Here is a 13406-nt window from a genome sequence, read left to right as displayed (position 1 = left end):
GCCTGCCCGCAGTAACTTCACCTCTCGTCGACGTCGACGAGTTCCATCAGCGGATACCCGTCGACCATCCGCATCCGGGTCGACACGGCGACGTCGGCGTACCGGATCGCCATCTCCACGTCCATGAGCGAGCCGGTCAACTCGGTGTAGCCGTTCTCGTGGTCGATCGCGTCGGCGACCCGGTCGTCGTGGATCGTCACCGTCACCGACTCACAGTGCGGCTGGTTCTCGATCGCTTCGGCCATCGCCGTCTCCAAACTTCGCGTGCTTGACGGGCTCACCGGCGTCCCCGCGAACTGGTGGTACAACGAGCCGAACTTGATCCCGGCCTCGAAACACGCCTGCTGGGCGTCGGTTACCATGTCCCGTCTTCGGGGACCGACGGATAAGGTCCGTCGATCCGACCCACTCGTTTCGCTCAGAAAGCCAGCCCTGCCCCGAGGACGTAGAGGCCGACGAGCGCGAGCATCGCCGGCACGAGCCAGCGGTCGACCCACGGCGGTAGGTCGGCGGCCGTCCGACGGGCGATCGCGAGCGCGACGACGACGAGCACGCCGGCAGCGACGAGGTAGAACCCAACGATCGCTGCGAGCGTCACCGCGTCGAGCCCGCTAAAAAAGGGGATAAAGACCGCGAGGTTCTCCCCGCTCAAACCCACGCCCGCGCCGGCGACGACGGCGACCCCGCCGGGGGTCTCCTCGTCGTTGACGACCGGTGGCGCCTCGTCGTCACGCCGGCGGAGCAGCCCCCACACCCCGAGCGCGAGCGGGACGACACCGAGCAGGAACGTCCACCCGCGGAACGCCGCGCCGGCGACCGTCGCGAGGATGACCGCCCCCACGAGCCCGGCGGTAAATCCGATGTAGTGGCCGACGACGACCTCCGCCGTCGTGTACGCCTCGTCGACGCCGAAGGCGACGAGCACGGCGAACGTGTCGATGTGGGTGATAATGAAGAGCCACGTCGCGAGGAGTAAGACGGTACGCACGGCCGGATGTTCGCTCCCAGCATCAAAAACCGATCGCGTCCCTGGACGTCGTATATCCCGCCAGCTGGTCGCCGAAACCGACGGGTATTCCCGCGCGCGCCCGCAAGGGCTTTTCAAGATGAGCAAGGACTACATCGAGGTCCGTGGCGCCGAGGAACACAACCTCAAGGACCTCGACGTCCGCATTCCGCGCGAGGAGTTCACGGTCGTCACCGGCCTCTCCGGGTCGGGGAAGTCGTCGCTCGCGTTCGACACCGTCTATGCGGAGGGCCAGCGACGATATATCGAGTCGCTCTCGGCGTACGCACGCAACTTCCTCGGGCAGATGGATAAACCGCAGGTCGAAGCCGTCGAGGGGCTCTCGCCGGCGATCTCCATCGATCAGAAGAACGCCGCGAACAACCCCCGCTCGACGGTGGGGACCGTCACCGAACTGCACGATTATCTCCGGCTCCTCTATGCGCGGATCGGCACGCAGTACGACCCGATCACCGGCGAGGAGGTCGGCGAGCAGTCCGCACAGGACATGGTCGAACAGATCCTCGAACTCCCCGATGGGACCCGCGCGAAGATCGCCGCGCCCGTCGTCCGCGACCAGAAAGGTGCTTTCGAGGACCTCTTCGAGGAGCTCGTCGCTGACGGCTACAGCCGCGTGGAGGTCGACGGCGAACCGCTCGACCTCACGCTCGATGACCCCGAACTCGACAAGAATTACGACCACACGATCGACGTGGTCGTCGACCGCGTGGTGGTCTCATCGGATTCCCGCTCGCGGATCGTCGACTCCGTCGAGACCGCGCTGGAGGAGGCCGATGGCGTCCTCAAGCTGATCGTCCCGGATCCGCCCGAGGACGTCCCGTTCGCGTCGAACACCCGCTCGACGGGCTCGCTCGCGGAGGACGCCGAGGGCGACGATCGGCTCGTCGTCGAGTTCTCCGAGGCGCTCGGCAACCCGAACTCCGAGTTCCAGTTCTCGGCCATCGAGACGCGCTCGTTCTCCTTCAACAGCCCCTACGGCGCCTGCCCGGAGTGTGAGGGGATCGGCTCGACGAAGGAGATCGACGAGGACCTCGTCGTCGTCGATCCCACGAAGCCGCTGAAACACGTCTTCGAGCCGTGGAGCTACAACCGGACCTACTACTCCCGACAGCTCGACAACGTCGCCGAACACTTCGGCGTCGACCTCGACACCCCCTTCGAGCAACTGGACGATGCCATCCAGCGCCAGTTCCTCTACGGGACCGACGACGTCGTTCACTTCGAGTGGACGACCCGCAACGGCACCCGGGAGAAGACCGAGCGCTTCGAGGGGGTGATCCCGAACTTGGAGCGGCGACACGTCGAGACCGACTCCTCGCGGGCCCGCGATCACATCGAGGAGTACATGGCCGTGACGACCTGCCCGGAGTGTGCGGGCAGCCGGTTAAAAGAGCAGTCCCGGCACGTCCGCGTCGCGGGGACCTCCATCGACGAGGTGAATCGCCTTTCGATCGCCGACGCCCGTGAACACTTCGAGGGGTTGGAGGACGAACTCACCGAGCGCGAACGGACGATCGCGACGGAGATCTTAAAAGAGATCCGCGCCCGGCTCGGCTTCATGGAGGAGGTCGGCTTGGAGTATCTGACCCTCGACCGGGAGGCCTCGACCCTCTCGGGCGGTGAGAGTCAGCGAATTCGACTCGCCACGCAGGTCGGCTCCGGGCTCGTCGGCGTCCTTTACGTGCTGGATGAGCCGTCGATCGGCCTCCACCAGCGCGATAACGATCGTCTGCTCAACACCCTCGCGGGACTCCGTGACCTCGGAAACACCCTCGTCGTCGTCGAACACGACGAGGAGACGATGCGGCGTGCCGACCACATCATCGACATGGGCCCCGGGCCGGGCAAACGCGGTGGCGAGGTCGTCGCGCAGGGCGACTTCGAGACGATCGTCGCGAGCGACGACTCGATCACGGCGGATTATCTCGCCGGTCGGAAGGAAATTCCCGTCCCCGAGGAGCGCCGCGACCCCGAGGACGCGGGCGAACTCGTCGTTCGGGGGGCCCGCCAGCACAACCTGCGAGATGTCGACGTGACCATCCCGCTCGGCACGCTCACGACGATCACCGGCGTCTCCGGTTCCGGGAAGTCGACGCTGATGCACGACGTGTTATATAAAGCGCTCGTCCGGGAGATGAACGACAACACGAGCGTCGACCCCGGCGCGCACGACACCATCGAGGGGATCGAACACATCGAGACGGTTCGGCTCATCGATCAGTCGCCGATCGGCCGCACGCCGCGCTCGAACCCCGCGACCTACACCGACGTCTTCGATCACGTTCGTGATCTGTTCGCGGAGACGAAGCTCGCGAAGCGGCGCGGCTACGAAAAGGGGCGGTTCTCGTTCAACGTGAAGGGCGGTCGCTGTGAGGGCTGTGGCGGACAGGGAACCGTGAAGATCGAGATGAACTTCCTCTCGGACGTCTACGTCCCCTGTGAACAGTGCGGTGGGGCCCGATACAACGACGAGACCCTGGATGTGACATATAAAGGCGCGACGATCGCCGACGTCCTCGATATGAGCGTCGAGGAGGCCTACGACTTCTTCGAGAGCCACCAGGGGCTCAAACGACGCCTCAAGCTCCTGCTCGACGTCGGGCTCGGCTACATGGAGCTCGGTCAACCCTCCACGACCCTCTCGGGCGGGGAGGCCCAGCGCGTCAAACTCGCCGAGGAGCTCGGCAAGCGTGCGACCGGCGACACGCTCTACCTGCTCGACGAGCCCACGACGGGGCTCCACAAGGAGGACGAACGCAAGCTGATCGACGTGCTTCACCGGCTCGTCGACGGGGGCAACACGGTCGTCGTCATCGAACACGAACTCGACCTCGTCAAGAACGCCGACCACGTGATCGACCTCGGCCCCGAGGGCGGCGAGGGTGGCGGCTCCGTCGTCGCCAGCGGCACGCCCGAGACGGTCGCGCGCGACGACGACTCACATACGGGTCGATACCTCCGTGACCTGCTCGCCGATGTCGACATGGAAGGCCCCCGAAGCGATCGACGCACGCCCGCGACGCCCGCGAGCGACGACTGACCCGTCGGCTTCCCGCTCCCGTGTGCCGGCTGTCCGACGGGCGTCGGTCGTCGGCCCGAGAACGAGCCGGAAATTGCCCCGAGACGGACAAAGATTGATTGTCCCTCGCCTGATTCGTTCGTGATATGGAACGGGTTGCCGTGACCCTCGACGACGACCTCGCGGGCTCGCTCTCGCGATACGCGCGTCGGCGACAGCTCAACCGCGACGTTGCGGCCGAGCGACTGCTCGCCGAAGCCCTCGCGTCGTGGCGTCTCGACCGGGCGATCGAGCGGTTTGCGGAGGGGGAGATCACCTTCGAGCGGGCCGCAGCCGCCGCCGAGGTCGACGAGTGGCGGTTCGCGGAGTTGCTCGTTACGGCGGCGGGGCTCGATCCGTCGACAGCGTCGTCGTCCGCGTCGATGACGTGGGCATCACCGACCGCCGGTGTTCCTTCGATCCCCGGGGATGACGCTCACCGAACCGATCGGCTCGCGTTCAATACGGACGGGTAGCGACGGCGAGACTTCGGAGGCGCTCTCCTCTTCCGGATCATCCGTTGGGGACACGCGTCGCCAGCGCCCGAATCGCTTTTGCCGCGACGCTGTCGGGAGCACCCTCGACGATCGGGCGTTCCTCGGCAATCGAGCGGCCGACCCGCGGATCCGCGGGAACCACCTCCACCGGGCCGCCGAGCGCGTCCGCGATGGTTTCTGTCGGCGCCCTTTCGACGGTTCGGTTGATCACACCGGCGACCAGCCCGGCGTCAAGCTCCCGGGCGAGTTCGCGGGTCCGTATCGCGTCGGCGAGCGCGAAGGCCTGCGGGGAGACGACGATCAGGCAGGCGTCCGCCACGGCGAGCGGAACGCCGGCGTCGGCCCGCCGACCGGCTGGACAGTCGACGACAACGGTCCCACGCTCGCGTTCGAGCCGCCGAAGCGCCCCGTCGAGGGCGGTGAGGTCGCACGCTCTCGCCCCGGCGAGGGTTCGACCGCAGGGAACGATATCGACCGGCCCACACCGGACGGTTTCGCTGATGTCGGCCCGGCCGGCGAGGACGTCGTGGAGGTCCGGCCCTCGCCGTCCCGGGAGATCGGCCATCCCGAGGTCGGCGTCCACGACGATGGCACCGAGCGCGGCGGCGACGTTGTACGCCATGGTGGTCTTGCCGACCCCACCCTTTCCGCCCGCGACGGCCAGTATCACGCAAGCTCCTCCATGGCGTCGATGGGTACGTCGACCGCGTCCGCGCGCTCGGCGAGCGTCGCTGCGCGGTCGCTTATCTGCTGGAGCTGCTCGGCATCGACCTCCAACCGATCGTTGAGGTCGGCAAGCGCCGTGAGTCCTCCCGTCTCCACGAGTGCCTCCGTCGCCGTTTCGAGGTCCGGGTTCGTGAGCCGCTCACCCCGCTCGATCCGCTTTTCGATCCGACCGAGCCACTCGTTGACTCGCTCAGGTCCGCAGGATCCCTCCGGCCCGTGTGGTTCTTCGGACGTGGTCCCACCCTCACTGCCGGTTGTGCCGTCGCTCTCATCGTCGTCATCGCCGGAGTCATCGCTCTCATCGTCGCTATCGCCGGAGTCATCGCCCTCATCGTCGTCATCCATCCCGAACGCGCCGCCGATCCGTTCGACGACGTCGGCGGGCGGCCGGTGTGTCTCGAGGCGCCTGACGGCCTCGCATGCATCGGCTTCCCGGTCTTCCGTCGTCGGTTCGGTTTCGCTCACCGTCACCGGCGGATCGGTCGGCTCGGCGGGCGAGGCGAACCCCAGCGCTCGTCGCTCCCCGGGTTCAAGCCGCAGCGTCACGCCCGACTCGTCCCATCCGTTCTCCGGGACGCCGCGACGCCGGGGCGGAAGCACGGGCCCGTCGAGACGGCTCTCGATCCGCACTCGACGGGGGACGCTCCGGTCGTTGCGCACTCGACAGCGGACCAGCGTGATACCGTCCACCCGGTCGACGCTCCAAGACCGCTCCATGTGCCGGTTGGCCTCCCCTTTGTTTATAAAGTGTCGTCCATCTCGACTGACACGCCGAGTATCCGCTCAGCCCGCACGATCGGCTCGTCGTCCATCCTCGCGTCATCTCCCGATCGCTGTGGGGGGACCACGGATCTCGCTTCAGCCGGGGACGCCGTCGCGAAGGCGGCAACGGCACGTTCGGAGAGGGTCACCGGTCCCTCCAACTCGGCGATCCGAACCGCCGCCAGCGACGCGGCGAGTTCCGATCCCGCGTACTCGCCCGCCTCCGTGCCCGCCTCGTCCGGGTCGCCCGCCGGCACGGCCGCAAGCGCCATCCGAAACGTCGGATACACCTCGCGTGCGAGCTGCACCCGTGCCGCCCGTCGCCGGTTGTCGAGGCGATCACGCAATCGGAGTCGACGCTCCCTCGCGTCGCGGGCGGCCATGGCGCGTCGTCGTTCGTGCTCGAACGCCTGTTCGGCTGCTATCCGTTCCGTTTGGGCTTCCGAGAGCGCCGCGGCGGCTGCCCGAAGCTCCAAACGCGCCTCCTCGGTCGGCGCGTCGACCGCCCGTCGCCCGCGAAGGTCACCCCGTGCGGCCGCGACGCGCTCTTTCAGCCGCTCCTCCTCGCCAGTTGCCTCGGCGAGACGCCGTCTGGCGTGCTCCATCTCGGTCGCCGGCACGTCGATCTCCGAGAGCGCGGCGTGTGTCTCCGCGATCGCATCGGCAACCGTCGATCGGCACCCACGCGAGCGCGCCGCCGCGGCCAACTCGTGGTACAACGACCGTCCGGTCGGGACCCGTCCGAGCACCTCCTGCGGATCCGGAATCGGGCCGCTTCTGGATTTCGAGATCGCCTCGCTCGTCATCACAACTTCCGTCCCTTCAACTCGTCCGGGTCCGGGTACTCCGTTCCCGCGGCGAACGCGGCATATGGCGTCGCCTTCGTCTCTCGATTCGCGTACGCTCGTGCAGCGTCCACTACCGCCTCGTCGACGTCGGTGAACTCGTTGAACGGCTCGGTGCGCTCGATCTGCACGTCGGCGCCGTACGTCTCCTGCAACCGCAGCGCGAGGAACGCGCCGAACGCCGTCGCCTCGAACAGCGCCGCCCGCCCAAAGCGGCGGACGACGTGATCCTCGTGGGCCCGGCAGGTGTTTCGGAGCCCGGTCCGTGCCGACGTCGAATACGTCACCACCAGCAACACGCTACGCGGTCATCGATCCCTAATAAAAGCACTTACGAACCCCGCAGTTTCGCGTCGCTGAAACGATCCGTCGCGGACGGTGACCTCCGGCGACCCCGGTGGAGCGACATCGGTTCAAAGCCGCTCGAGATCAAACGTCATTTCTGTCCCTCTCTCGCCGGTTTCTTCGCCGATCAATCCTTGCACGCGCTCGCGTGCGGCCGGTGCCGACGGGGCGATGACGACGAGGCCGTCCGCGGGTGGATCGCCGACCGCCCGAAACACGTCGTCGTCGCCCTCGAAATCGGTGGCGTACGTGCGCAACACCGTCGCAACCTGCCGTTCCGTCGCCGCCAGATCGACCTCCCCCTCCTCGAAAGCTCTGAGGGCCTCCTCGATGTTCCGCAGTGCTGAGATCCGATCCATCGTTCAGGTCAACCGGAGGTGGCCTTGGCTCGGCTCGTACACCTCGCCTTTGGTCCGGAGCTTTTCGATCTCGTTTTCTGCCTTGCTCCGATCCATTCCGATCTCGTCGGCGCGGTCGAGTACCTCCTCGACCGGCGCACCCTCCTCGTACTCGCGTTCGATCTCCTCGATGAGCCCTTTGATGTTTTTGATCCGGTCACGATGGCTCTTCGAGGTACCCGTCTCCACCACGTCGGCATCGAACTGCCCGGTCTCGGGGTCGACCCCGATATCCCGGAGACACGACTCGACGATCCCAGTCGCCCGCTCCGCGTCCTCGGGGGTAACGACATCGGAGAGCCGAACCCGTGCGCTCGCCTCCGAGAGCCGCACCATCGCCTCCAACTTCCGGGCCGTCACCGGGACGGGGGCGTCCTCGTCGGCACCCTTCGAGCGAAGGTTCACGTAGAACTCCTCGATGATCCCTATCGCCTCCTCGGTCATCGTCGGATAGCAGTCCCGCTTCGCGTGTGCGATGTACTTCCGGAGGAGGTCGGCGTCGATCTCGGGGGCGACCTCTTGGGTGACCGCATCGACCTCCTCGGCGGTGAACTCCGAACTCGGGACGTTCGCCCGCTGAGTGTTGAGTTCGCCGGCGTAGTTCGTCTTGAGGATGTGGCGGGCCAGCCGGGAGTCGTGTTCGGGGTCCGGCTGGTCGGTCACGGTGAAAATGAGGTCGAACCGTGAGATGAGCGCGGGCTCTAAATCGATCTGCTCACCGATCGGCTCGTACTGGTCGAAGCGGCCGTACTTCGGATTTGCCGCGCCGAGCAAGGAACACCGCGATTTAAGCGTCGCGTTGATCCCGGCCTTGTTCACGCTGATCTGTTGTTGTTCAAGTGCCTGGTGCATCGCCGAGCGATCCTCCGAGTTGTGGACTACCATTCCGTTGGCGACGAAATTGTGTGTTCCCTCAACCGTCAAGTCGTACACCTTCGGTTGTCTCCGATCCTCGATCTCTTCGAGAAGCGATCGAATCGCCCTACGACGAGCGCGTATGTGTTTGAGCGCGACGTCGACGACGTCATCAAATCGGTCGGTCGTGACGGTTCCGTCGAACCAACGTGAGATGGTGGATTGATCCACGTCGACATCGGTAGCGATCGAGCGCTGGGAGATGTCGTACCGCTCGATCATCTTCCGAAGTTCAGTCCACGTGCTCGGATCCGTCTCATCGTTCAGCAGCTCCTTCGCACGTTCTTCAACCGTCGAGATCGGTCCACCAAGCAGTTCGGTTAATTGCTGTTTTAGTAACGGGATCTGATCATCAGCGATCGACGGTTGAACGGAATCCACCGACTCGATCCGTCGCCACTTGATGTTGCCACGTACGAGGCATGCCAGTTCCTCAAGATCGGTGGAACGAACCCTATCAACCACCGTCGACAGCTTCTCTCTGATCGCCGACTGGAGATCGTCATCGTTCCCCCACAGCCGTGAGACGGCCTGTTGTGTGTATTCCGTTCCATTAGCGAGTTCGGTCTGTGAGACGTGGTATCGATCTTTGATCTGCTTGAGCGTCTCCCAAGAACACGGCGTGCTGACCCTTCGATGATCGACTTCCGCCGTTCGAACCCGCTCTTCGAACGTTTCCAGAATCGGTCGCCCTTTGAGGAACGAGAGGTTCGCGTCGCCGTTCTCGAAATTACAGTACGTCGTGGCGTTTATGCCACATTCCGATTGGTGAAGCCGAAGGGACTGCCGTAACCGGTACAGGATGTCCCCACAGTCGGGTACGATGTCGAGGATCGTTCTCTCGCCGGATTTGTTCCGGCATACCGTCTCTAGGGAGGTCTGCTTTCTCGAAAGGGTAAACCCGATATGTTTTCTGAACGCATCGAGCGACGGTGCTGACGTGATGGCCAATGTATAAAGGGTCTGCCGGGGCGGGTCACGGTTCCGTTCCCGTATTTGCGTCGTGATTCCAAACTCGAGTAACAGACTCTTGATACCCATCAACAGTTCATAACTAGCGGAGCTGATCCGGACGAATCCCGCGTTCTCGTCGACGGTCCCCTCGCTGTCGGCCATCGCACGAATAAATGCGGCTTTCATCCGGCTGTCCCCTTCTGACACGGCCGCGGGGAACGCTTTGTTCTCGTACGTCTCGAGGTTCATTCCGGCGTTGAGTACCCGATCGACGCACGCCTTTCCGTGGATTCTGACCGTCTCCTTTCCGTCTTCGTGCTGCTCGCTCGGTGGACGAACGGATTCCGCATCGAACACAGTACGACACGCCCGCTCGAAGTCCTCTAAGAGTTCTTCCTCGGTGTTCGTGAACCGTAACGCGTAGCTCCCGTGCTCCCGATCGTGGTGCACGTTTCCATCTCCCGATAAATATCCGAGCACCGCACCAAGTGCGGTTGCGGTCTCACGATACGTCTCGATGGGCCTCGCCGCTGCCTCGACGCCCCCGTCTCTCGCCGGACGTGGGATCGTATCGGGGACGAACGTCCAATCTCCGGGTTCGAGATCACCTGCTGGTTTTGTCTTTCGTGTCCCGTTCTCCAAGACAAAGAACGGGTGATCCTCCGTGGCAGTCACGGATTCTCCCGATTCAAGCGATACCTCGGTCAGTTCCTCCGGAGACGCGTATTCGTGGACGGCGGTCACAGAGCGTCTCGTGAGGGATCCGTCCGGAGCCATAGACCACACGTCGAGGTCGACGTCACGGATGGTTCGTCCGTTGGGAAGCGATTCGATCTGGCCGTCCTCCTCGGCCTCCCGTGCGATCTCGCGAATGCGACTGATTCGTCCGTCCCCGAGATGAACAAGCGTCTCGCCGGTTACACACCGCATCTTATCCAGCTCGTCGACAGCGGCGATCCCTTTATCAGCGAGCACGAGCGCGCCGGCCTCCAGGGTCCACTGTTGGCCGTCGCCGAAGTCATCGCGTACCGCCGCAGCCGTAAGCCCCGCGGAACTACTTCCCTTCCCGGAGGTGTAGACGGAACGAGGGGCTATTTGTCTGATATATGACAACATTTGCGAGTTGTGTGAGATGATGCCATTCGAGACGTAGTTGTGCGTTTCCTCAACCTCAAGATCGTACACCCAATCGTCTTCGGGAGCGATAGGTTCGATGGTGTCGATCCGATCCCATCTAACGTCCCCTTCCGCTAATTGACGGAGTGCAGCGATGTCGGTTGCAACCCTCCCACCATCGGGTCGTGCCTTCCCTATTTTCGCATCCTCAGTTCGCTTCGTAGCCGCGTTCTCGAATGCCTCTACGATCCGTTTAAGCGCCCCGACGCTCGGATTTCTGGTCCCTGACTCGTAGTGCCGGTAGGTGTTCCGTGGTACCCCGCAGTCATATTGCGTCAATCCAAGCGACTCCCGTACCCGCCGAATGATCGGTGCCACGTTGGGAACGACATCCACATTCGTATTCCGGTCTGTCGATAGATGCGCTTCAGCTGCCTGTTGTTTGCGACCGGTTACGAATCCGATCTCAGTCACATAGCGATCGAACTGTGCACCACTGATGCGCAGCCTATGACTTCCGTTTTTCCGTTCGTGGAGTTGTGTCGTGATCCTATGTTGAAGCAGTAGCGTACGGAGGTCCCTCAGTAACTGCTCGCTCATCGATGCAACGGTAATCTCCCGCTGTGTCGCCGAGACGTGACCTTCACCCTCGACGTATCCTTTGATAAATGCTCGCGTGATCGGTGGTGATGCACGGCAAATTTCGGTCGGAATTCGTTGCTTTGCGGAGCCCTTTAAAAGCGCTTCATCGAGGTTTTCAAGGAATCTAACAAACTCGCTGGCGGAGCACAATAGCTCACGGGCCGTCTTCTTCTCGCGTGATTTACGGGTCGATGTTCGGAGCCCAAGCGTCTCAAATGCAGACCGAGCATCGGATAACACGGCCTCGTCATTGTCGGTTATCGAGACGAACCCCGTTCCATCATCACGCGCCTCGGCATAGCCCTCAGCGACGATATACCCGAGAAGTCGCGCAAGCTCCGGTGTCCACTCTTCGGGGAGATCAAGCCGGGCAGCGTTCCACGACTGCGATCGGCGGAAATCCACATCCAACGTATCGTCCACCGCTGTTTCAAGTCGGTCTGGTGTCGCGATAAATTCGCCTTCAGCTAACTGCTCCGCGACGGTCGGCTCAAAACGCCCGTCGTGCTGGACGAACAGCGGATGTGACGGCGTCACAGTAAGCTCGCTCCCGGATGCCGTCTCGATCCGATACATCGTCTCGGGTGCTTCTCGCTTCCAGACTTTCGTCGCACGCGACATCCCGACCGTTCCGTCCTTCTGCAGGGCGGGAACCTCGAAATCAACCGTATCCCACACGCCGTCGTCGATCGGTTTAGGATCGTCGAGGTTTGCTTCGACCAGCTCCCGTATCTCGACTGCTCGTCCATCCCCGAGAACAACGCTGGTGTCTCCATCGACACATTTTCCGGTTCCCGGATCCCCGATCAGGAGCATATGCAGATCCCCGCGGATCCGTGAGCCGTCCGGGAGGTGTTTGGTGACGCCCGAGAAGAGCTGGAGGATCATCGCGAGCTTCTCCTCCTCGTAGCCGTAGATGGCGGGCGCGATGGAGCCGATCATGGCCTCGTAGATGTCGTCGCGCTCGGAGAGTTCGATGATCTCGCGCTGGTCCTCGGCTGTGATGTCCATGTCCTCGAACTCCTCGTCCTCGATGGCGATGGAGACGCCGTCCATGTAGAGGTCGAAGATGGCCGACTTCTCGTTGCCCTGTTCGAGCTGTTCGATGTGGAGGACGCCGACGGCCGTGACGTGGTCGCCGGGGCTCACGTGGCCGGTGATGTCGTCCTCGATGTCGACGTCGATCGATTGGGGGGTCTCGCCGCCGCGGAGCCCCTCCGGCGACTCCTGAATGCGGAGCTTTTGTGAGTCGATGAACTCCGACTGATCGAAGTTCACCCGGAAGGGGCCCTGTCGCTCACAGCCTTGACACTCGTGGGGCTCCTGAAAGCCACCGTCGGCTTGCGGGATGTAGGTCATCGTCCCGCAGCGTTGACACTCGAAGGCGGCCTCGGTCACCTTCGGGCGGACGTCGGTCGCCTTGCGGACGATCCCTCTGATGGAGACGAGCTTACCGATATGGTCGTCGTGGACGCGGATGCCGCGGATATCGATGCTTTCGGGAAGGTTCTCGATGCGGACGTGTGCGCGGCCGAGGCTGACGTCGGCGGGGAGGTCGTAGAGCCGAAGCGCCTCCTCGGCGTACTCGCGCAGCTGGTCGGGTTGGGACTGAAAGTCCTCCGCGAGGTCCCGGTCGAACTGATAGAGGTCGTCGTAATCGACGTACAGCGAGCGCTGCTCGTTCGGGTAGCGCTGGGCGAGCGCGCCGATCTCGTCGCGGTAGTAGTTCCGATAGAACTGAATGAACCGCTCCGTGAGGTCCTGATTCCCGGCCTGAGCCATTACGACAGGCCTTCGGCGTCATCACGTATAACCTCTTTCTCCCTTGGGAAACGACCGGTCGCGGGGAAATCCCTTTGCATGTCTGCATACAACTGTATGCACATGTCGAAAAGTATCCGTCTCTCCGACGATGCCTACGAGCGGCTCGAAGCGCACAAACGGACGGACGAGACGTTTTCGGACGTCGTCCTTCGGCTTGCCGGTGAGCGTTCACTACTGGAGATCGCAGGCATCCTCAGCGATGACGACGCTGCGGACGTCCGCGACGCGATCGCTGAGCGACGCGACCGACGGAGCGCGGAATTAGAGGGGATTGCAACGGAGATGGAGGACCGATAG

At 63.7% G+C, this 13406-nt stretch carries 11 protein-coding genes; 3 read left to right on the top strand and 8 right to left on the bottom strand.

Annotated features, from left to right (window positions below; genetic code table 11):
* Nucleotides 1–17: 17 nt before the first annotated feature.
* Together CHB65_RS10060 and CHB65_RS10055 are read right to left on the bottom strand one after the other, a co-directional pair.
* Entirely contained in the window at nt 18–362 is a 345-nt protein-coding gene (locus tag CHB65_RS10060) for a dihydroneopterin aldolase family protein (protein WP_089384936.1), read from the bottom strand.
* Between the two features lie 56 nt (nt 363–418).
* Nucleotides 419–988 (bottom strand): cadmium resistance transporter, encoded by a 570-nt coding sequence (locus CHB65_RS10055; RefSeq protein ID WP_089384935.1) that lies wholly within the window; start codon nt 986–988, stop codon nt 419–421.
* A 118-nt stretch (nt 989–1106) separates the two neighbouring features.
* On the opposite strand from CHB65_RS10055, the gene uvrA reads away from it, so the two are divergent.
* Both uvrA and CHB65_RS10045 read left to right on the top strand, forming a co-directional pair.
* Nucleotides 1107–4067, top strand: a complete 2961-nt coding sequence (gene uvrA / locus CHB65_RS10050; RefSeq protein WP_089384934.1) for an excinuclease ABC subunit UvrA — start codon at nt 1107–1109, stop codon at nt 4065–4067.
* A 125-nt stretch (nt 4068–4192) separates the two neighbouring features.
* The gene (locus CHB65_RS10045; protein ID WP_089384933.1) at nt 4193–4561 is read left to right on the top strand and encodes a hypothetical protein; all 369 of its coding nucleotides are present in this window, start codon (nt 4193–4195) and stop codon (nt 4559–4561) included.
* Nucleotides 4562–4598: 37 nt separating this feature from the next.
* On the opposite strand, the gene CHB65_RS10040 is transcribed toward CHB65_RS10045, so the two are convergent.
* The 6 genes from CHB65_RS10040 to CHB65_RS10015 form a co-directional block, all read right to left on the bottom strand.
* On the bottom strand, nt 4599–5252 hold the full coding sequence (locus CHB65_RS10040) for a MinD/ParA family ATP-binding protein (RefSeq protein ID WP_089384932.1): 654 nt from the start codon (nt 5250–5252) through the stop codon (nt 4599–4601).
* Nucleotides 5249–6025 (bottom strand): DUF7857 domain-containing protein, encoded by a 777-nt coding sequence (locus tag CHB65_RS10035; protein WP_089384931.1) that lies wholly within the window; start codon nt 6023–6025, stop codon nt 5249–5251. The genes CHB65_RS10040 and CHB65_RS10035 overlap by 4 nt, the downstream gene beginning before the upstream one ends.
* A gap of 23 nt (nt 6026–6048) precedes the next feature.
* The gene (locus CHB65_RS10030; RefSeq protein WP_089384930.1) at nt 6049–6876 is read right to left on the bottom strand and encodes a DUF7856 family protein; all 828 of its coding nucleotides are present in this window, start codon (nt 6874–6876) and stop codon (nt 6049–6051) included.
* Nucleotides 6876–7214 carry a DUF7855 family protein gene (locus tag CHB65_RS10025; protein WP_089384929.1) on the bottom strand — a complete coding sequence of 113 codons (339 nt, stop codon included), beginning with the start codon at nt 7212–7214 and terminating at the stop codon, nt 6876–6878. Before CHB65_RS10025 ends, CHB65_RS10030 begins: the two co-directional genes overlap by 1 nt.
* 114 nt (nt 7215–7328) lie before the next feature.
* Nucleotides 7329–7619, bottom strand: coding sequence for a DUF7854 family protein (locus CHB65_RS10020; RefSeq protein ID WP_089384928.1), 291 nt, complete (start codon nt 7617–7619; stop codon nt 7329–7331).
* 3 nt (nt 7620–7622) lie between these two features.
* Entirely contained in the window at nt 7623–13067 is a 5445-nt protein-coding gene (locus CHB65_RS10015) for an LAGLIDADG family homing endonuclease (RefSeq protein WP_089384927.1), read from the bottom strand.
* Nucleotides 13068–13169: 102 nt separating this feature from the next.
* Between CHB65_RS10015 and CHB65_RS10010 the strand changes: the two genes are divergently transcribed.
* The gene (locus CHB65_RS10010) at nt 13170–13406 is read left to right on the top strand and encodes a DUF7557 family protein (RefSeq protein WP_089384926.1); all 237 of its coding nucleotides are present in this window, start codon (nt 13170–13172) and stop codon (nt 13404–13406) included.

Source organism: Halorubrum vacuolatum (genome assembly GCF_900188065.1).
GTDB lineage: Archaea > Halobacteriota > Halobacteria > Halobacteriales > Haloferacaceae > Halorubrum > Halorubrum vacuolatum.
This window is presented reverse-complemented; position numbering and strand designations above follow the sequence as displayed.

Coding starts and splice junctions, on each gene's coding strand:
- CHB65_RS10060 (WP_089384936.1), bottom strand. CDS start 362: ATGGTAACCGACGCCCAGCAGGCGTGTTTCGAGGCCGGGATCAAGTTC.
- CHB65_RS10030 (WP_089384930.1), bottom strand. CDS start 6,876: ATGACGAGCGAGGCGATCTCGAAATCCAGAAGCGGCCCGATTCCGGAT.
- CHB65_RS10020 (WP_089384928.1), bottom strand. CDS start 7,619: ATGGATCGGATCTCAGCACTGCGGAACATCGAGGAGGCCCTCAGAGCT.
- CHB65_RS10010 (WP_089384926.1), top strand. CDS start 13,170: ATGTCGAAAAGTATCCGTCTCTCCGACGATGCCTACGAGCGGCTCGAA.
- uvrA (WP_089384934.1), top strand. CDS start 1,107: ATGAGCAAGGACTACATCGAGGTCCGTGGCGCCGAGGAACACAACCTC.
- CHB65_RS10035 (WP_089384931.1), bottom strand. CDS start 6,025: ATGGAGCGGTCTTGGAGCGTCGACCGGGTGGACGGTATCACGCTGGTC.
- CHB65_RS10045 (WP_089384933.1), top strand. CDS start 4,193: ATGGAACGGGTTGCCGTGACCCTCGACGACGACCTCGCGGGCTCGCTC.
- CHB65_RS10015 (WP_089384927.1), bottom strand. CDS start 13,067: ATGGCTCAGGCCGGGAATCAGGACCTCACGGAGCGGTTCATTCAGTTC.